Source organism: Microbacterium sp. MTN4-26 (genome assembly GCF_042846595.1).
GTDB lineage: Bacteria > Actinomycetota > Actinomycetes > Actinomycetales > Microbacteriaceae > Microbacterium > Microbacterium luteum.
The window spans coordinates 1-19,566 of the sequence record NZ_BTGO01000025.1; the positions used below are offsets into that span (position 1 = coordinate 1).

Consider the following 19,566-nt stretch of genomic DNA (forward strand, 5'->3'; position numbering starts at 1 on the left):
AACGCCCCGACATTGTCGACGTCGGTCTTGCCGCCCAGCGCCCAGTCTTCCCGGTGATCCCAGTCGCAATCCCGGGCGGGGCGTCGGCACCCGGGGAACCGGCACCGGATATCCCGCGCCACCAGGTACCGCTTCTGCTCCGCCGTCACGAACCGGCGATCAACCGCCAGCACGGCACCGGTGACGGGGTCGAGGAACACCCGGTCGAAGCTCGGAACGTTGCCCGCAAGGATCTTCGCCGTTTCGGGGTCCACCGCGCACTTCCCGTCCAGCTCCGCCCCACCGGTGGTGGTTCCTGCGAGCGTTGTCGCCGGCACCGTCACCTGCACGTGAGCTCGGATCGCACCCAACCCACCCTCGACCGCGGTCGGGTCAACCGACGGTGAGGAGGTCAGCATCATGTCCAACAGCACGTCGGTGCGGATCTGATCCAGCGTCCGCTCATCGAACCAGACGCTGTCCGACTCTCGCTCCTCGGGCTCCCCAGCGGCATCGCGCTCGGCAGCTTCCCGGCGCACCGCGCGATCGGCGGCCTTGATCGCCTTCCCCTGCCGGGTCAGCCGGTCATGCACACCATGCACCTCCACCGACGGCCCGATCACCCCCAGCATCGACATTCCGTCGCGAAGGTCTTCCACCCACACCCGCCGGTCCAGCACCGCCTCATCGTGCCGCTCCTGCATCGACTTCGGGTTGTGCTTATCCGCCACCTGCTCCGCAAACGGCCTCACGCGCCCGGCGGAGGTCGTCTCCGCGTAAGCGAGCACCTCGGCTTCGTACGCGGCACGCACCTCATCGTCGGAAAGATCCGCGCCGGCATCGACGACCACCCGCACATGCGCACGAGACACCCGCCCCTCACGCCACGCCTCCCACGACGGCCCGAACTGCGTCACCGTGCGGTGCGCCTCGAACAACTGCGTCTGCAACGTGCGATCACTCACCCTCGCATCCACGGCCAGCTCCGCGGCCATCGACCGCAAAGGCATCTCCCGCTCCCGCGTCGACGCATCACGCAACCGCGACATCTGCTCCTGCGCCAGCTCGTACGCGTCAGCATGCGTCCGCGCCAACTCCGCCTCCGCAGCCGCAATCACCACCCGCAGCCGACGTGCCTCAGCGACCAGTTCACGCGTGCGAGCGGCGTCCAACTTCCGCCGATCCTCTTTCGTCATCGCAGCCCCCGCGTCGATTTCTGACTACCTCGAGGGTAGAACATATATACGACACTTAGTGGGACATGCTCTCAATTCGTGAAGAAGAGACGCTGTCCTCGTGGCGACCTCGCGCGCAACCGTTCATTGACGGCGAGTGGGCTCGTGGCGCGACGTGCGCCATCCGCACCGTCCTCGTCCGCGGACATCCCGACCACGGACGGGCCTCAGCCGACACGTGTCTCAGCCTCGGCGCACACCTCCGACTGCGTCCGACTGCGTCCGAGATGACAGACGGTCGCCGCTGAGGCCGACCCCAGCGGTCGCTTCAAGACTGCCGACGCCTCCCGTTCACTGCGCCTTCGCGGGCTCGAAGGAGGACAGCGTCGCATCGAAGTCACCGCCGCCGATGTCGAACATCGGAGTCATCCAGTGGTAGAAGTTGTCACCGCGCGCGCGGAGCTGCCGGTACAGCTCACGCATCAGCTGCGATCGCGTGTCGGCGTAGGCGTCATCGTCGATGCGGTTCACCAGTTCGTGCGGATCGCGCAGCAGGTCATAGAGCTCGTTGACCGACTCCGGATTGACGACGAGCTTGTGCGTGCGGGTGCGGAGCATTCGCTGCGGATACGGGAAGTGGTGACCGTGGTACTCGCAGAGGATGCTCTCGGCCCACTCCGGGTGGTCGCCGCGAACCAGCGGGAGGAGCGATCGGCTGTCCACGGCCGGCGCAGTGTCACGGCCGGCGATGTCGAGGATCGTCGCGGTGAAGTCGGTGAGCGAGACGAACTCCTCCCGCACCTGCCCGGCCGGCTCACCGGGCAGGCGAATGAGTCCCGGGATGCGGTAGACCTCCTCATACATCGCGGGACCCTTGTCGTGAAGTCGATGAGCCCCGGTGAATTCCCCATGGTCGGCGGTCATCATGACGGCCGTCGAATCCGTCAGCCCGAGCCGGTCGACGGCGTCGAGGATGCGGCCGATCTCGTGGTCGATCATCGTGATGTAGCCCCAGTACGCGGCGATGAGCTTGCGACTCGTCTCTTCGCTGAGGGTGTCGAATGTCCACAGCCCGCAGTAGTTCGCCTGCACAGGGGGCTTGTTCTCGAACGTCTCCGCGACCGAGACCGGCAGTTCGACGAGGTCGGGATCGTACATGTCGAAGAACTCGTCCGGCAGGATGTACGGCAGGTGCGGACCGAAGAAGTGGGTGGCAAGGAAAAACGGGGCGGGCTCGTGACCGTCAGAACCCGCGGCGAAGCGCTCCAGCATCTCGATCGTGCGATCGGCGAGGTAATGCTCGAACGTCGCCTCGAGCGGTTGATGGAGTCGCGCGGCGAGAAGATTGCCCTCGGAACCGTTCGGCGTCGTCCCTCTCACCTTGTCGCTGATCGCGTACGCGGGAAGCCCGCGCTCGGCGAGATAGGCGAGGTAGTCGGGATGATCGACGGGGTTGTGCCAGCCTTCGAAGTGGGGCCCTTCGAAGCCGTACGAGGAGGCCTGTTTGCGAACACCGCCGTGCCACTTCCCAAGGAGGCCCAGGTTGTACCCCGCCGCCCTCAGGTCCTCCGCGAAGGTGAACTGGCCGTCCGCGAGATCTTCGAGGTAGCCCACGTTCCGCTCATAGTTGGCCAGCAGCTTGTGCCGAAAGGGGGCGGCACCGGTGAGCAGGCTGGCCCGCGCAGGCGTGCAGATCGCCGTTGGGGTGAATGTCTCGGCGAACCGGGTGCCCGTGGCGGCGAGGCGATCGAGGTGCGGCGTGCGCACCACCTCGTTGCCGTAACTGCCCAACGTCGACTGGGTGTGCTGGTCGGTCATGAGGAAGAGAATGTTGGTCATACGGGAGTTGCGCGCCTTCCGGGGACGGGATGGATGCTGATCATGCTCGGATCCGCTCTCCCTCGCATCGCATGAGGCGGAACGGCACTTCATGGTGACCGCCCGGGAGCTCGGCGGGTGCCGCAAGGAGATCGAGGATCATCCTCGACGCCGCTTCCACCCCCGAGTCGACGGTGGCGAAGGGAGGGATAGAGAAGCGCCCCTCCTCGATGTCGTCGAATCCGATGACATCGACATCGCGCGGAACGGCGACGCCGTGGGCTCCGAGTGAGTACAGCGCGCCGAGCGCGAGCGTGTCGTTGAAGCACATGAGTGCGTCGAAGGCCGCACCGCGCTCGATCAGCGCGTCGACGGCTCGCGATCCTTCTGCGCGGTTGAACGGCCCGACCGGGCAGAGCAGCGGTTCGAGGAGCGGGATACCGGCTCCGGCGAGCGCCTGACGGTAGCCGACGAATCGCTGACGGGAGGTCGCCGTCGACCCCTCGTGCTGGACGCCCACCGCCGCGATCCGCGTGCGCCCGCGCGATATCAGATAGTCCGTCGCGGCGTGCGCGGCGGCGACATTGTCGATGCCGACGTGTGTGATGCCGGCCGGGACGACAGCGCGGCCGTGCTCACCGACGACAACCATCGGGGTGCGTGAGCGACGTTCTTCGAGGTCAGCCTTTGTGATGGAGAGAGGGCTCAGAACCAGCCCGTCGAGCGCCGGCATCCCCTCAGCCTCAGCGAATGCCATTTCTGCGGCGCGGTCGCCGCCGGTCTGGGCGATCAGCACCGTCTGGCGTCGCTCCTGGGCCGTCGCGACGAACTGCGCCGCGAATTCGGCGAAGTACGGTTCGCGAAGATCGGGAACGGCGAGGGCGAGCAGACCGCTCGATCCGCCGCGCAGCTGACGCGCAGCGAGGTTGGGCCGATAGTCCAGTTCGCGGATGGCGGCAAGGATGCGTGCGCGCATGTCGTCGCTGACCCACCCCGTGCCGTTGACGACGTTCGAGACCGTCTTCGCGCTGACGCCCACGACGGCGGCAACGTCCGCCAATGTCACACGAGCCATCATCGCCCTCCCGTCATGCTCTACGAGGCCCACCATAGCCCGAAACGGCCGCTTGCGTTCAACGCTGAACTATGTCACGATCTCGTCAACCCGATGACTTCTCGATGTCCCGTCGGGCAAGTAGTTCAACGTTGAATTAATGGCGAAGGAGCATGATGAAGACACTGGGCGGGCGGTACGTGCCGTACCTCTACATCCTCCCCGTCGTCGTCATTTCGGGGGTGTTGATCTACTTCAGCATCGGCTTCAACACCTGGGCGAGCCTGACCGACTGGAACGGCCTCACCCGGATGAACTTCGTCGGGCTCGACAACTATGCGGCTCTGCTGTCCGACCGAACGTTCTGGACGGCGCTGCGCAACACACTCGTCTTCATGGTCGCGACCGTTTTCATCCAGGCGGTGCTCGGTCTCCTGGTCGCGGTGATCGCGAAAGAGCGGCTTCCCGGGAGCAACTTCTTCAAGGCACTCTTCTTCCTTCCGATCGCCATGGCACCCGCGATCATCGCCACGGTCTTCCGGTACATGCTCGAGACGAACTTCGGGTCGCTCAACGAGTCGCTTCGCGCGCTCGGGCTGCTCGGCCAGGGTGAGGTGATCGAATGGCTCGGCCGTGACCTCGGGCTCTGGTCGATCATCGTGATCAACATCTTCCAGTGGATGGGCTTCTCGATGATGATCTACTTCGCGGGTCTCATGTCCATCCCCGATGAGCTGTACGAGGCCGCCACGCTCGACGGAGCGGGATGGTGGCGCCGTCTGTGGTCCATCACGATCCCGTCGCTGCGCGGGACGACGAGTGTGCTCATCATCCTCGGCATCGTCGGTGCCCTGAAGACCTTCGACATCGTGTGGCTGACCACAGGTGGAGGCCCCGGTGACTCGACGCAGTTTCTCTCGACCTACCTGTATCAGGAGCGTTCCAACAGGGAAGCCGGCTACGCCTCCGCGATTGGGATGGTCATCCTCCTGCTCGCCTTCCTTCTCTCACTGGTGCAGATGCGCGTGAGCGGACGGAGGAAGTGACGATGCGAAAGCAGATCCTGGCACGCGTAGCCATGTACGCCGCCCTGGGGGCGCTCGCCGCCTTGTGGCTCTACCCGATCGGCGTCGCCGTCTACATGTCGATCTCGGTGGGTGGATGGAACAACTACGCCGTCGTCCTCACTCACGAGTCATTCGACTACTGGTCGGCGATCGGCAACAGCTTTCTCATGGCCGGCGTCTCGGCGCTCGTGATCATGCTCATTTCGGCACTGGCGGGCTATGCGTTCTCCAAGATGCAGTTCCGCGGCCGCGAGGTGATCTATCGACTCCTTCTCGCCTGCCTCGCCGTCCCCGTCGCTGCCGTGGTGACTCCCCTCTTCTTCACGATCAACACGCTCGAACTGCGCAACACCTACGTCGGCGTCATCATCCCGCTCATCGCTTTCAACGCGCTGATGATGATTCTGCTCATGCGCAACCACTTCGACGCTCTCCCCGACGAGCTAATTGAGGCCGCCACCCTCGATGGATGCAACTCCTTCGCCGTCTGGTGGCGCGTGCTCCTTCCCCTGAGCGGGCCCACCCTGGCGACCGTGGGGGTCCTCGCCTTCGTCTACTCGTGGAACGAGTACCTGCTGCCGAATCTGCTGCTGTCCTCGCCGGAGCTGTTCCCGGTGACCCAGGCGATATCCCTCCTGCAGGACGACCGAATGAGCCAGGAGCAGATCTCTCAGCTCTACGCCGGTCTCATCCTGATGACGATCCCCTCCGTCATCGTCTACCTGGTCAGCCAGCGCTACCTGCAGGCCGGCGTGACCGCAGGCGCGGTGAAGAGCTGATGACGACGCCCGTCGACACCGAACCGAAGGACCGAACGATGGTGACAGCCGAGCGATACCGCAACCCGCTGGGGTATTCCGATGGCATCGCCCGCACCGACCCCGACCCGTTCGTGCTGCGCTACCGCGGGCTCTACTACTGCTACTCGACGGGCGAGACGCAGGTGAACGTGAGCGTCTCGAGTGATCTCGTGTCCTGGACGCGCGTCGGGGCGGCGCTGCAGGTGCCGGGCCGCACTCATTACTGGGCACCGTGCACGATCTACGTCGACGGCGTCTTCTACCTCTATGTCTCGAGCAGACCCGCCGGGTCGACCGACCCGCACGACGAGGTGCTGCAACTGGCCACGAGCCACCATCCAACGGGTCCGTTCACGCTGGTCACCCAGTTCTTCGACACGTTCTCGATCGATCCGCATGTCGTGCCCGACGGTGAGGGCGGGTACGTCATGTTCTATTCGACGAACGACGTCACGGGCCTCGACGACGAGTACGTCGGCACGTCGATCGTCGCCGATCGCCTGCTCGACTTCGATCGCCTCGAGGGTCGGCCCCGCGTGATCGTACGCCCCTCCCTCGAACAGGAGGTCTTCGAGCACGACAGGTTCGGCGATGGTCGCGACTGGTACACCATCGAGGGTGCGACGTACCTCACTCGAGGCGACCGCGCGTATCTCACCTACTCGGGCAACGCGTACGAGCGCCCCGACTACTTCATCGGTCAGGCTGGCGCCGTCCTCGACGGCGCACCCCACGACCTGGTGTGGCGCAAGCATCCGAACGATCACGAATATGCCCCGCTCATGCGTCGCAACGGCGACGTCGAAGGCACGGGGCACAACTCCGTCGTGCGCGCCCCGAACCTCGTCGACGACTGGATCGTCTACCACGGGCGGGATGCCGCGGATCCGCTCGACCCTCAGGTCGAACAGCGCACGATGCGCATCGATCCGCTGCTGCACACCACGCGATGCCTGATCACCACCGGCCCGGGTTCCACGGAGCTCGACGCTCCGGCACGACCCCAGGTCTCCGACGATTTCTCCGGCGCCGAGCTCGATGCTCGCTGGGACGTGCGAGAAGGACGCGTGCACCTCGCGGACGATCGCGTCTGCACAACTGCTGCCGAGCGCACGCGCCTCGAGACATCGGCGGCCGCGTCAGCGTACGTCGCCGAGGTGTGGATGCGCGTCGAGATCTCCGATCGCGGCGCCCGAGCGGGCGTGGTCGTCGCCGCCAACGGAGACGATGACGTCGTCGAGGTGCTGGCGGATGCGGCGACGTCGCAGCTGATCGCACGACGCTGGCTCCGCGGCGTCGGCACCGTGATCGCCCGCACCGAGTTGCGCCGGGCACGGCTTGACCGGTGGCAGCAGCTGCAGGTTCGCCGAATGTTCGACCGCGTCGAGGTTCGTGTCGGTGATTCGACGACACTGGCATTCCCGGTGCCGGAGATCGCTGCGCGGTTCGGCCTCGTGTCGGAGCGCACAGCTACCGAGTTCTCCGCCTTCTCCTTCACCGGCCACATGGACCTCTGGGGCCAAGACCTCGATCACGCGGGGCACGTGTTCTCCGTTCAGCCGCGCCGCGACCCGGGAGCAACCGGGCTTGTCGCACCCCCCGGACGCAGCGTCGTCCTCGAGGGCGACAGCGATTCGTCGTCAGCGATGGTGCACGAGTTCGCCCTGCCGACGCCGGGGAGCCGCGTGCTCTTCGCACCGTGGGGGGCCGAAGCGGTGCGTCTGCTGGTGGAAGCGGACGCATACACCCTCTTGCGACCCGGCGACGCCTCGCAGCGCTACCCGATGGACCCGCCCTTCACCGACGCAGCGGGCGTCGCGGTGCGCAGCACCCGGCAGGGTCGACAGGCCCTCGTGCAGGTCGGGCGACGAATCCATCCTCTGACCTTCGACGACTCCGCCTCATCGCGGCAGCGCATCGAGCTCACCGGGGCAGGTCTCACTCGGTACGAGTGGACGGCCCATCCGACCCCATCCATCCAATGATCACCTTGCAAAGGAGCACATCGATGAAAACAGCACTGCGTACCCGCACACTCTCCGCGATCGCGTTAGCCGCCACGGGGGCGCTCGCGCTGGCCGGCTGCGGCAGCTCGGGCGGCGATGCCGATACCGGAGGCACCGTCACCCTTACCTTCAGTTCCTGGCTGCCCACGCAGGACCAGTGGAGTGAGATCATCGAGGCGTTCGAGGAGGAGAACCCCGACATCGACATCGAGTTCTCCCGTGACGAGGACTACGCGTCCTATCTCACGAACCTCGACAATGCGATCCTCGCCGGCGAGACTCCCGACCTTTACGGCGTGCAGGTCGGGTCGTCGTTCGACGATTATGCAGAGTTCGCTCTCCCGGTCGACGACTACGCCGCCGGATGGATCGATGGGGTGAGCGAGGGCGCTCTGGAGCAGACCACCACCACCGACGGCACTCTCGCAGCCGTACCCCTGCTCACCGCCGGCATGCAGTTCTACCTCTACAACCAGACGCTGTTCGAAGAACTCGGACTGTCGCTGCCGACCGACTACGACTCGTTGCTGGAGATGAGCGAGGCGGCTCGCGAGGCGGGCATCGCACCGATGGCGATGGGTGCAGGCGACACGTGGCACAGCGCCGACTTCTTCGTCTGGCTCAGCAATCAGTTCGGCGAAGGCGGCGACATCTACCGGGCCGCGAGCGGGGACATCCCCTGGGACTCCGACAGCCTCGTCGCCGCCGCCGAAGTCTGGCAGAGCCTGTTCGCCGATGGAATCTTCCAGGACGGAGCGACCACGACGACGACCTACCCGTCTGCTCGTGACGACTATTTCCTGGCGCGGCGCGCCCTGGGCATGCCGACCGGCTCATGGCATGTCGGAGCCACCCTCTCGACGAGCCCCGAGGTGCCGGGTAGCGAGGTCGAGGGCGATGCGATCGGTATGGCCCCGTTCCCCACGCTCGGTGAGACGGATGCCGGTGCGACGTCGGGCGTCGATTTCGCCATCGCCGTGAGCGGCGACATCGATGAGGCCAAGCAGGAGGCCGCGGCGACATTCGTCGAGTTCATGGCCGTCGGTGCCGGTCAGCAGATCTGGGTCAACCGTCTGCAGGGCTTCCCGGTCGCCACCGACGTCGACGTTGAGCTCAAGGAAGGTGAGAGCGAGTTGGCGCAGGAAAGCGTGGCGCTGGTTACCGAGACGATGCAGGCGAGCGAGTATCCCCGCAAGCTGGTCTCGCCGGGCAACGACTCTCTCGAGACCGATCTCGGTGTCGTGCTGCAGAACATCGCCGATGGAGCCGACCCCGCGTCGGAGCTGGCGACGCTCAACGACTGACGTCCGAGCAGACGTCGCGATCCGCCGGGGGCCAGCCGTCCCCGGCGGATCGCGCTGTCTCACGAGGTGGTGGCGACGGCACGAACCACGTCGCCGCCTCCGGGCGTTGCTCAGCGCCGGTCCGGAGGTGGACTTCCCGAGGTGACGGCCGGTGCGGTCGCCCCACCGCTCGTGGGAGTCTGCTCGTCGTCCTTCATCGCGCGCATCTCGCCCTTAACAGACGGGCCGACTGGCCCATGCTCTTGGCCCGTCAGACCGCGCCGAGCTCCCGGAGCGCTCCGGCGAGCGATCGGATGCTGGAGTGGTCCCACATCAGCTCGGGGTCGATCTCGATGCCGTACTCGTCTTCGATGTCGCCGCAGAGGGTGAGCGCGTACACGGAGTCGAGCCCGATGTCGGAGAAGTCGGTGTCGAGGGTGAAGTCGCCGGCATCCTTCTTGCCGTAGGCGACGATACGGCCCGCGAGCCAGTTCTCGACAGCCGCTCCGGTTTCGGTGACGCTCATGTCGTCGTCCTTTCTGTTCGGGATGCGAACACCCCGCTGTTGTCGAAGGTCAGGGATGTGTCTGCGGCGGCTCGGCGATCCACCTCCGTGGCGAGGTGCTCGATCGCGTCGGCCTGCAACGCGTCGCGCCGGCCGGCGCGTCGCGCCGCCAGCCGATCACGCACGGCCCGGCGCAGGGGCGCTGGCGCACCCGCCGCTGCCTTTTCGAGGGACTCCGCTGCTTCCTCGAAGAGCTCGACCCCGTCACCAGGTGTCGCCGTCGACATCCGGTGACGGGGAGTTGAGATCAGTCGCATGCTCGTCACATCCCGCACGAGGGTCTCGACGAGTTCATACGGCTCGACCCGCGCGAAGAACGTCGAACCGAAGAGCACGGAGAGCGCGCGCATGGCGTCGCCGAGCAGCGTCGGCACGAGTTCGAGAGCCGAGACGTGCCGCCCGGCGAGTGCGGCGGCGGCGATCGCGTCGGCGAGCAGGAGGTCCGCGAAAGCCCCCGCCACGAGCCCTCGCGCGTGCGGAAGATCCCAGACGGCACCGCCGTACAGCGCCCTGCCTCGGGCATACGGGACCGCCAGCCGCAGCGCGGTGTCGACGGTGCCGCACCAGGCCGATGCGAGCATCGCCTGCGCCTGGTCGTCACCGGCGGGGTCGACGTTCCAGGTGGCGAGAACCGGGGCGTCGCGCAGCTCGAGCGCACAGAACCGCAGACCGCGCAGCCCCGTCGTCGACCGCGGCGTGACGACGGCGAGCGCGCCGTCGAGCCCGATCAGCGTGGCGGCCGCTCCCCTGCGCACGACGACGCACCGAGACTCCAGCGGAACGGCGACGAGCGGGAGGACACCGCTCACGCGCCAAGCGACCGTCTGCGGATCGGAAGCGATCTCGCCGGCCTCCACCGCGACGGCGATAGGACGCAGCGACAGCAGCTCCCGGGCCACGAGTCCCGCGGCGGGTTGCGTCCACACGCCGGCCGCGGCCAACGCGGCAAGTCCGCCGAGTTCCGCTCCGGCCGCCGCATCGCGGCGGAACAGCGCCCGCAGCTGCGCAGCGACCTCCGACGGTCCGCCACCCGCCCCTCCCCACATCTCGGGCACGAGCTCGAACGCGAGACCGTGATCGTCGAGCACTGCGCGCCGCACCTCGGGCGTCACCCGCGTGATGTCCTCCGAGGCGACGACATCGGCGAAGCGGATGAGGCCGGCATCGGTGCGCGGGTCACCGAGCGCCGTCTCGAGGCGAGAGGCCACCACGACCCCCGCGACCTCGTGCGCGCTCGAGGAGACGACCGTCATGCGCCACCTCGACCCTGTGCGCGCCACTCCGGAAGAAGGCTGATCGATCCGCCGACGGCGAGCTGCTGCAGCTCGGCGGCGGGCAACGTGCCGATGTCGATGGCGAGCCGCCCCGTGACGCGCGCGAGCGCGGCGCGCAGCCAGAGGTCGCCGTTCCATGCGTCGCCGCTCGCGTGATCCCGATTGGCGACGAAGACGGCGATCGCTGCGGCGCCGGCGAACACCGACGTGACCTGCTCGGCGAGCGCAAACTGCGCCACCGGCGGACGCGCCGCGCGCTCTGTCTCATGCACGCGCACGGCAAGCTCGCGCCAGACCCCCACAAGGGCCCGCGCAATCTGCACCGCCTCGGGATGGGCACGCCCGTCGTCGAGCCGTTCGACGAGATCGGGCAGCGAGCGCAGCAGGCGCGACCCCCGCCGGGTGACCAAGCGCAGACCAGACATGTCGAACGCGCCCGCATCCCGATCGAACGCGAATGCGTCGACGTCGCCCGCTTCCTCGTCGACTCCGCGCGCGATGTTGGGCAACTCGTTGATGACGACGTTGAGATTGACCACGGAGTTGCCGTCGAAGATGCTCACCACCTTCGCGTCGCGCGCCACCTTCTCCCACGCCGCGCCCGATCCGTCCTCCAGCAGCGCGGCGACACCCAGAGCGGGCGAACCGTCGCGGATGACGCCGTCGACGAGGTCGGGAACGAGCACCTTCACGAACGCGCTCGTCAGCGCCATCTCGCCCGGTGCGACGTGGAACAGACGTGCACCGGCGAAGGCCACCGCCTCCGCAAGAAGCAGATCGGCGGCACCTCGAGCGATGACCGCCGCGTCGACACCGGCAGCCGCGAGGTGCTCGAGGGCCTGATCGCCCGCGCCGAGCGACAGCGCCGCGCAGAGAGTGCGCGTGACCTGCAGGCTCTTCAGCACGATCTCGATGCCCTGACCGGGCGCACCGACCCGCCGGTCCGCGGAGACGATGGTGCCGGCGAAGTCGATGCCGCTGATGTCGGCCCCGCGGATGCCGTGCAGCGGCCGCCGCGCACGGTACGACAGCGTCCCCGGGTCGACCTCGGTCTTGTCGACGAGCACGAGCGACAGCGCTCGCGGGCCGGGTTTGTCCTCGGTGCGGGCGAGCACGGTGATCGCGCGGCCCCGCGTGGCGTTTCCGATCGGCCACTTGTGGCCGTCGAGGCGAATTCCTCCGCCTGTCGCGACGGCGCCCGTCTGCGACGCGGCGAGGTCACTCCCCCGGTCCTTCTCGGTAAGCCCCCACGACACAGCATCACCCCCACCGACGATCTGCGCCATGTGCGTCGCGCTGTCGTCGGCGGCCGCCCAGGCGCTGATCGCCCCGAGCACGGTCTTGCCGTGTCCGACGGCGACCGTCAGATCGCGCGCGGCGACGGTGCGCATGAGAAGTAAGAGCTCGAAGACGTCGCGCAATCCGCCGCCGAAGGCCTCGGGCACGTAGTGCCGCGGCAGCCCCCACGCGTCGAGCGCAGCGACGGCCTCGCCCGGGAACGCCCGGTCGTGGTCGCGCTCGAGCGTCAGCGCGAGCGGCATGCGTCCCGCAGGGTCCGCGGGAGCGCCGAGATACGCATCCAGATCCGCCGCGCGACCGTAGGCTCCGGCAGCCGCCGTCGTCACCATCCCGACGGTCGTGCTCATGTCACCGGCACATCGAGCGCTCGTTCTCCGTCGACCGTGATCCCGTCCACAGCGGCGAGCGTCAGGTCACCGGCGAGCAGCTCCGCGCGTGCGCGGCGCCGCTGGATCTTGCCGCTGGTGGTGCGCGGCAACGTGCCCTTGCGCAGCAGGGCGATGCCGACGCTCGGGAGTCCGAACTCGCTCATGACCGCCCGACGCACGTCGCGCACGAGGGCGTCGGCGTCTCCGGTCGCGAGCGTGCGCGGATCGACCTCCACCGCGACGCCGACCTCGGTCGGCTGATGCTCGTCGAGCGCGAAGGCGGCGCTCAGGCACGACGGGTCGGTGCCGACCACACCGGATGCGGTGGCTTCGACATCCTGCGGGAACACGTTCCGCCCGTGCGAGATGATGAGGTCTTTCAGGCGGCCCGCGACGACGACCTCCCCCTCGATCATCGCGCCGAGATCGCCGGTGCGCAGGAACGGATCGTCGGTACCCGGCACGTGGAAGCCGTATACCTCGGCGGTCGCATCGGGGCGCCCCCAATAGCCCTGGGTCACGCTTGGTCCGCTGACCCAGATCTCCCCGATGCGACCGTCGGGAACCAGTGTGCAGGTGGCGGGGTCGACGATCGCGACGGTCGACCCGGGCACGGGCGGCCCGCACAGCACGAGGTCGACCGATCGGTCATCGACCGCCGGCAGCAGGTCACCGCGCTCGATGCCGCCGAGATCGGCCGACAGCGAGCGCACCTCCCGCCCGGAGGCGGCCGAGATGATGAGTGTCGTCTCGGCCATGCCGTAGGCGGGGATCATGGCCGCCGGGTCCAATCCCGCGGCGGCGAACCGGCTCGTGAACGCCTCGACCGTGGAGGTCTTGATGGGTTCGGCTCCGGTGACGATGTGCGTGAGCGACGACAGGTCGAGCTCGGCGAGCTGCTCGTCGGTGACCACCTGCGCACACAGGCGGTAGGCGAAATCGGGGGCGACGGTGAAGGTGCCGCGATGCTTCGCGATGAGGCGCAGCCACATCAGCGGCCGACGGAGGAACCGCGAGGGAGAAGTGAGGATGGAGTCGACCCCGGCGTAGATGGGCCGCAGCAGCAGACCGATGAGCCCCATGTCGTGATAGTGCGGCAGCCACCCCACCCAGACCGCGTCGGGGCCGTCGTGCACGGTCGCCCCGATCGCCTCCTCGTTCGCGACGAGGTTGCCGTGCGTGACGACGACACCCTTCGGCACACCGGTCGATCCGGATGTGTACTGCAGCAGAGCGATGCTGTCCGCGGTGATCTCCGGCGCCGTCCACGACGCGGCCATCGAGAGGTCGGGCTCACCCAGTTCCCGCACCAGCACCGACCCGAGGTCGGCCTCGTCGAACAGCGGCCGCGCGGCGGCATCGGTCAGCACGAGGCGCGCTCCGGAGTCGGCGGTGATCGTCTGAATCCGCTCGATCACACCGCGCGGGTTGCGCCCGACCGTGACGGGAACCGGCGCGATCGTCATGCCGGCGTAGAGGGCGGCGTACACCGACTCCGCGAACCCGAGGCCCGGTTCGAAGCCGAGCACGGCGACGTCTCCGACGCCGAATCCCAGACGCATCAGCTCGACCGCCCGGGCCCGCGCCCGCTCGTCGAGTTCGGCGTAGCCCCGACGCACCGAGGTCTTCTCATCGGTGTAGAAGCGGATGCCGCGGGCGTCACCGGCGCGCGCCGCGGTGGCCTGCATGGCATCGAGATATGTTGCCGGAACGATCATTGCGACCCCCAGATTCGCGTGACTCGTCATTCAGCTGGGCGCCGTCGGCCAATGACGGCATGCTAAGCGCCTGCCGTCACGCGCGGGAAGTGGTGTGCGCAGGTGTTCACACGATCGCAACAACCTGCTGTCACAGTGTGCGCATCCGCGGAGGGGGAACGCACATGACACGACGGCCCGCACGACGCCCGCACGCCGAATTCATGCAGGTGTGGGAGGAGGGCTATGTCGGCACGACCGAGACCTTCGTCTCGATGCACATGCAGGGGGTGGCGGTGCTCGACGGCGGCACGCTGCGCCGCGAAGACGGGAGCCTCGACGAACGGGCGATCACCGCGTGGGTGGAGTCGGCAACGCGTGGGGTGCCCTACGCCCACCTGCGGCTGCAGCGCTCATTCCTCGGTCTCACTCCCCCAGCGTGGGTGCTGGCCGGCATCCGCATCGACGATCACGTGCGCTTCGGCGCCGAGACCGCGCTGTCCGACGACAACCTCCGCACCCTCATCGGGTGGGAGGAGGGTCCCCTCGACGCCGACAAACCGTTGTGGCGTCTGCAGGTGACGCCCCTCACCGACGGTCGCGTCGCGCTCGGCATCCTCATGCATCACGCCGGCGGCGATGCGCTGCGCACGCTCACCTTCCTGCGCGCGCTGACGACATCGAAGGTGGATGCCGCCCCCGACCCCGGCGAGCCCCTCTTCCGTGACGAGCGCCCGGCCGGGTCGATCGAGCTCCCCCTGCTCGCGTGGACGACCTGGTGGCGCGCCTCGGCGGACATGCGCGGTCGCGTGCGGGCGTATCTGCGCAAGCCGGTGCTCCGGCGCGCGCGGCGCGTGGTTGCACGGGTCACCCGACGCCTCAGGGATCACCCGGCCCGTGCGGTGACCACGCACTCCGGACACCGCACCCTCGACGCGAGCATCGTGCAGCAGACGGCTACCCAGCTCGACGGAACGATGAACGATCTCGTCGTGGCCGCGGCTATCCACGCCGGTTCGGTCGATGGCGGCCCGGTGCGGGTGCGGGTTCCGGTGCTGCGCAAGCCCACGGAAGGCAGCCGCAACCGCGTCGCCGACGCCGCGATCCATGGCGACCGCTCGGGCTCGTCGGTCGACCTCGTCGCCACGGTGAAGCGTCAGCTCGCAGACGCCCGCGCCGACGCACACACGCCGCCCGTCACCGCCCGCGAGATCGGCTACGCGACGCTCGTGCCCTGGGTTTCGCGCACCCGGTTCCTGCTGGGCGCGTCGCTCGACGAGGTCATCGTGCTCCCCGCCTCCCTGCCGGACGACGAGCAGTCGATGTTCGCGATCCTCTACGACGGTCGCCTCACCCTGACGGCGACGACCCAGCAGTCAACGCCGCTCCCTTCCCTCCTCGACACCCTCGCCACCTTCCTCACCACCCCACCCGCCTCCCCCGGTCGTTGAGCGAGCGGTCCCCCCTCCCGGTCGTTGAGCGAGCCGCAGGCGAGACGAAACGCACCCCGCACGCCTCCCGGTCGTTGAGCGAGCCGCAGGCGAGACGAAACGCGGCCTCCACCGGTTACCACCAGGTAAACAAATCCTGAACCACGGGTGAACGGTTCTAGACTCCCCGGCAAACGATGATCGTTAGGCGTCGCCTCCGTGCGAAGCAGCATGCGGCAGTCGACACCGCGAGGACCACTGGGGAGGTCCACGGATGTCTGTCTTCACCGCGCTTGCGCACGAGGGGAAATGGCTGTTCCGCAATCAGCGCTCGGTGGTGCTCATCGCCGCCATGGTGCTCGGCGTCGATGTGGCCCTGGGGCTCATCCACGTCGTGGTGATGGTCGGGTGGGATGCGCCGAACGTGCTGCGCGTCGACATGGACGGCAGCTACGGCGAGGCGTACCAATACGTGAAGTACCTGTGGGTGGTGGTGCTGCTGGCGATGTTCGCCGTCGCGCGCCGCAGCTGGTCCGTCGCCGCGTGGATCCCGCTCTTCCTGTACTTCTTCGTCGATGACGCGTTCATGGTGCACGAGGTGGTCGGCTTCGTCTACGCGATGCAGCCATGGGCGTTCGGCATCGGCCCCGTCGGGCCGCAGACGCTCGGCGAGCTCGCCGTGTCGGGTGTGGCCCTGCTGGTGTTCGCGACACCGATCGTGATCGCCTATCTGAGGGCGGATGCGCGCACTCGACTGATCCATCGCACCATCGCACTTCTCGTCGCGACGCTGCTGGTGTTCGCGGTGCTGGTCGACATCGTGCACTCGTTCTTCCTCGATATCCGTCTCATCGACCGCTCGCTCGGGTTCGTCGAGGACTCCGGCGAGATGGTGGTGCTCTCGCTCGTGGTGATCTACCTCGTGCGCATCAACGTCGACGCGAAGCACCTGCCGGCGGCGGCGCCCGAACCGATACGGCGCAGCCGACGCACGCAGCCCGCGTTCGGCGCGTCATGACCTCATAGCACGTCGGTCCCGGCTGTTCTCGCCCTGGGGACTGTGCGCCTCGTTACCTCTTCGCTCGTGGTAAGCACGGTCTGTGAACTGGGGAATGCTGCGGAAGATCAAGGCGATACACGTGGTTTCCGTCCTCCTCGCTGCGACGGTGGCGGTTATCGTCGCCCTTCTGCTGCGCGATGTCGACCTGTCTCCGCACGTGGCCTTCGCTCGCGAACACGCGGCTCTTGCCGGCGCCGTCATCGCCCTGGCATCGTTGGTGACCGTCACGTTCGCCACGTGGATGAACTGGCGTGCGACGCGCCGCCAGGCGACACTCGAGGCATGGACCAAATGGTCCGACGACACCGTCGCCGAGCGCAAGCTGATCTCGAAAATGCTCGGCCCTCGCGAATTGACGTCCGCTCAGGCGCAGGCCCTCGCACAAGGGAGCGCCGAGCTTCCGACACGGCCGATCCGCATCCTGGGAGTGCTCGTGCGCCGCGGAACCACGCCGCCGCTGTTCACCGAAACGGAGCGAACCAATCTCGTTCACGCCGCCGTCGCGGTTCTGAATGGGCTTGAACGGCTTGCAGTGGGCGTGGAGCTGGGGGTTTACCGACGGGCGGTGCTGGTGGACGCCGGCGGCACGATCATCAAGCGCACCTTTGAGCGATTCGAACCGTACATCGCCATCCGCCGTACCCACCCGGAGCCGCAACGACGCCAGGAGAAGGCATACGTGGCGTTGGAGAAACTGGCGATGCAGATCCGATACAAAGAAGTTGACGCCGAGAGACTCGAGTCTCTGCGGCGCCAACCTTAAGAGTCAGGGCGGAGGGCGTCTCAGTCGACGTCCTCTTCTTCGAATCGCTTGCTCATAGCTTCCTTCTTCCCAGACAGAGGTTCGAACTTACCCGATCGTACTCCGAATGGCCCGATCTTGGAGGTCGTTCACAGGCGAGTTCATGTGCAGCGATTCTGAGGCATGCGCACCCTTGAGCGCTACCCCCCGTCTGACGAACAGGTGCCGGGGCAAAACGTAACCCGCGCGACACAGTCCGCTCCCTATGCTGTGGACGTGCACCGTCGTTGAGTTCGCTCTTCGCCGATGTATTTCGTTCCTGGGGAGATCGAAATGAAAGGCACATCGTGTCGACGATAGAAAACGACACGACAACGACGTCGCCGGATTCACCGACCATCGGTGCGCCCGGGCAGGGGGCTCCGACGTCGGCCGCGACGGCCGACGCAGCGCACCCCTCGACGACGTCTGCGTCGCGCTGGCGCACGCACTACGCGCGGCGGCTGTGGTTCAGCGACCTGTTCGTGCTCGTCTGGGTGGTCTTCGGCGCACAGCTGGTATGGTTCGGCACCGGCAACGTCGACCTCGCGATCCATGAGAACGCCGCGATCAGCGCGGTGTCGTACTGGTTGTTCTCGACGGCTCTGGTGCTGGCATGGATGTGGGCACTGACCCTCATCGATTCCCGCAGCGATCGCGTCATCGGCCATGGCACCACCGAGTACATCAGGGTGGCGAACGCGAGCCTGACGCTCTTCGGCTTCATCGCGATCGCCTCGTTCCTGCTGGGCATCGAAGTCGCCCGCGGCTACCTGCTGCTGAGTCTCCCGGCGGGTGTGCTCGTGCTCGTGCTCGAGCGATGGCTGTGGCGGCACTGGCTGATCGCGCGGCGGTCGATGAAGGAGTACTCCGCGCGGGTGCTGCTCGTCGGCTCCGCGCAGTCGGTCACCCAGATCGCCCATGAACTGCAGCGCACGCCCGCCGCGGGATATCTCGTCGTCGGAGCGTGCGTTCCGAACGCCGCTGTGGCCTCGAGGATCGCGGGCACCGACATTCCCGTCATGGGCTCGGTCAACGCCGTCGATCGCGCGATCGCCGCTACCGGCGCCGACACGGTCGCCGTCACCAGCACCGACGACCTGCCGCCGGACAAGGTCAAGCAGATCTCATGGAGCCTCGAAGCCGGCAAGCAGCACCTCGTGCTCGCGCCGAGCATCATCGACATCGCCGGGCCCCGACTGCACACGCGCCCGGTCGCGGGTCTCCCCCTCATCCACGTGGAGACGCCTCGGTTCAGCAAGGGCCAGCTGTTCCTGAAGCGCATGGTCGATCTCATCGCGAGTGTTCTCGGGGTGATCGCGCTGAGTCCGGTGCTGGCGTTCCTCGCCATCACGGTGCGGCTGTCGAGTCAGGGGCCGGTGCTGTTCCGACAGACCCGCATCGGCCTGCGCGGTCGCAAGTTCACGATGCTGAAGTTCCGCTCGATGGTCGTCAACGCCGAAGACATGCTCGAGAACCTCGCCCGCCAGCAGCGCGATTCGGGCAACGAGGTGCTGTTCAAGATGACGGATGACCCCCGGGTCACGCCGGTCGGCAAGATCATGCGCAAGTTCAGCCTCGACGAGCTGCCGCAGCTGTTCAACGTGATCGGCGGCTCCATGTCGCTCGTCGGCCCGCGGCCGCCGCTGCCGTCGGAAGTGGCGCAGTATGCCGATCACGTGCACCGCCGCTTCCTCGCGAAGCCCGGCATCACCGGCCTCTGGCAGGTGAGCGGCCGTTCCACCCTGTCCTGGGATCAGTCGGTGCGTCTCGACCTCTCCTACGTCGAGAACTGGTCACTGCTCAGCGACATCGCGATCCTGCTGAAGACCGCGAAGGCGGTCGTGAGCCCGGGCGAGACGGCGTCCTGAGGTCGGGCTCTCCCGACGAACTCCTGGAGTATCCATGCA

At 67.4% G+C, this 19,566-nt stretch carries 15 protein-coding genes; 8 read left to right on the plus strand and 7 right to left on the minus strand.

The genetic code is table 11. From position 1 onward, the window contains the following. From ACGG9C_RS15910 to ACGG9C_RS15920, 3 genes are all read right to left on the minus strand, one after another. Window positions 1-1,175, minus strand: a 1,175-nt coding sequence (locus tag ACGG9C_RS15910; protein WP_390178877.1) for a DUF222 domain-containing protein, incomplete at its 3' end; no start/stop codon positions are given. Between the two features lie 330 nt (window positions 1,176-1,505). Beyond that, a complete protein-coding gene (locus tag ACGG9C_RS15915; protein ID WP_194383704.1) occupies window positions 1,506-2,993 on the minus strand; it encodes a sulfatase-like hydrolase/transferase in 1,488 nt (495 codons plus the stop codon). Window positions 2,994-3,033: 40 nt separating this feature from the next. Next, window positions 3,034-4,047, minus strand: a complete 1,014-nt coding sequence (locus ACGG9C_RS15920) for a LacI family DNA-binding transcriptional regulator (protein WP_390178892.1) — start codon at window positions 4,045-4,047, stop codon at window positions 3,034-3,036. A gap of 152 nt (window positions 4,048-4,199) precedes the next feature. Between ACGG9C_RS15920 and ACGG9C_RS15925 the strand changes: the two genes are divergently transcribed. Genes ACGG9C_RS15925 through ACGG9C_RS15940 form a run of 4 tightly spaced genes read left to right on the plus strand, consistent with a single transcriptional unit; the run spans window position 4,200 to window position 9,203 of the window. Beyond that, window positions 4,200-5,072, plus strand: a complete 873-nt coding sequence (locus ACGG9C_RS15925; protein ID WP_228480812.1) for a carbohydrate ABC transporter permease — start codon at window positions 4,200-4,202, stop codon at window positions 5,070-5,072. Between the two features lie 2 nt (window positions 5,073-5,074). Further along, window positions 5,075-5,872, plus strand: coding sequence for a carbohydrate ABC transporter permease (locus ACGG9C_RS15930; protein ID WP_194383706.1), 798 nt, complete (start codon window positions 5,075-5,077; stop codon window positions 5,870-5,872). Beyond that, the gene (locus tag ACGG9C_RS15935; protein ID WP_194383707.1) at window positions 5,872-7,878 is read left to right on the plus strand and encodes a glycoside hydrolase family 43 protein; all 2,007 of its coding nucleotides are present in this window, start codon (window positions 5,872-5,874) and stop codon (window positions 7,876-7,878) included. Before ACGG9C_RS15930 ends, ACGG9C_RS15935 begins: the two co-directional genes overlap by 1 nt. Before the next feature lie 23 nt (window positions 7,879-7,901). Further along, window positions 7,902-9,203 (plus strand): ABC transporter substrate-binding protein, encoded by a 1,302-nt coding sequence (locus ACGG9C_RS15940; RefSeq protein ID WP_194383708.1) that lies wholly within the window; start codon window positions 7,902-7,904, stop codon window positions 9,201-9,203. Between the two features lie 250 nt (window positions 9,204-9,453). Here ACGG9C_RS15940 and ACGG9C_RS15945 read toward each other — a convergent pair whose 3' ends face one another. The 4 genes from ACGG9C_RS15945 to ACGG9C_RS15960 are packed head-to-tail and all read right to left on the minus strand — an operon-like array spanning window position 9,454 to window position 14,406. Then, entirely contained in the window at window positions 9,454-9,708 is a 255-nt protein-coding gene (locus ACGG9C_RS15945; RefSeq protein WP_194383709.1) for an acyl carrier protein, read from the minus strand. Further along, on the minus strand, window positions 9,705-11,000 hold the full coding sequence (locus ACGG9C_RS15950; RefSeq protein WP_194383710.1) for an acyl-CoA/acyl-ACP dehydrogenase: 1,296 nt from the start codon (window positions 10,998-11,000) through the stop codon (window positions 9,705-9,707). Before ACGG9C_RS15950 ends, ACGG9C_RS15945 begins: the two co-directional genes overlap by 4 nt. Continuing rightward, complete coding sequence (locus ACGG9C_RS15955; protein ID WP_390178878.1) at window positions 10,997-12,667, minus strand: acyl-CoA dehydrogenase family protein; 1,671 nt, start codon at window positions 12,665-12,667, stop codon at window positions 10,997-10,999. The genes ACGG9C_RS15950 and ACGG9C_RS15955 overlap by 4 nt, the downstream gene beginning before the upstream one ends. Continuing rightward, entirely contained in the window at window positions 12,664-14,406 is a 1,743-nt protein-coding gene (locus ACGG9C_RS15960) for a fatty acyl-AMP ligase (RefSeq protein ID WP_390178879.1), read from the minus strand. Before ACGG9C_RS15960 ends, ACGG9C_RS15955 begins: the two co-directional genes overlap by 4 nt. A gap of 164 nt (window positions 14,407-14,570) precedes the next feature. On the opposite strand from ACGG9C_RS15960, the gene ACGG9C_RS15965 reads away from it, so the two are divergent. The 4 genes from ACGG9C_RS15965 (at window position 14,571) to ACGG9C_RS15980 (ending at window position 19,527) form a co-directional block, all read left to right on the plus strand. After that, window positions 14,571-15,836: a wax ester/triacylglycerol synthase domain-containing protein gene (locus ACGG9C_RS15965; RefSeq protein ID WP_390178880.1), complete on the plus strand. Its 1,266-nt coding sequence runs from the start codon at window positions 14,571-14,573 to the stop codon at window positions 15,834-15,836. Window positions 15,837-16,089: 253 nt separating this feature from the next. Further along, the gene (locus tag ACGG9C_RS15970) at window positions 16,090-16,833 is read left to right on the plus strand and encodes a hypothetical protein (protein WP_390178881.1); all 744 of its coding nucleotides are present in this window, start codon (window positions 16,090-16,092) and stop codon (window positions 16,831-16,833) included. An 82-nt stretch (window positions 16,834-16,915) separates the two neighbouring features. Beyond that, window positions 16,916-17,638, plus strand: a complete 723-nt coding sequence (locus ACGG9C_RS15975; RefSeq protein ID WP_390178882.1) for a DUF4760 domain-containing protein — start codon at window positions 16,916-16,918, stop codon at window positions 17,636-17,638. Window positions 17,639-17,961: 323 nt separating this feature from the next. After that, a complete protein-coding gene (locus ACGG9C_RS15980) occupies window positions 17,962-19,527 on the plus strand; it encodes a sugar transferase (RefSeq protein WP_390178893.1) in 1,566 nt (521 codons plus the stop codon). Window positions 19,528-19,566: the final 39 nt, after the last annotated feature.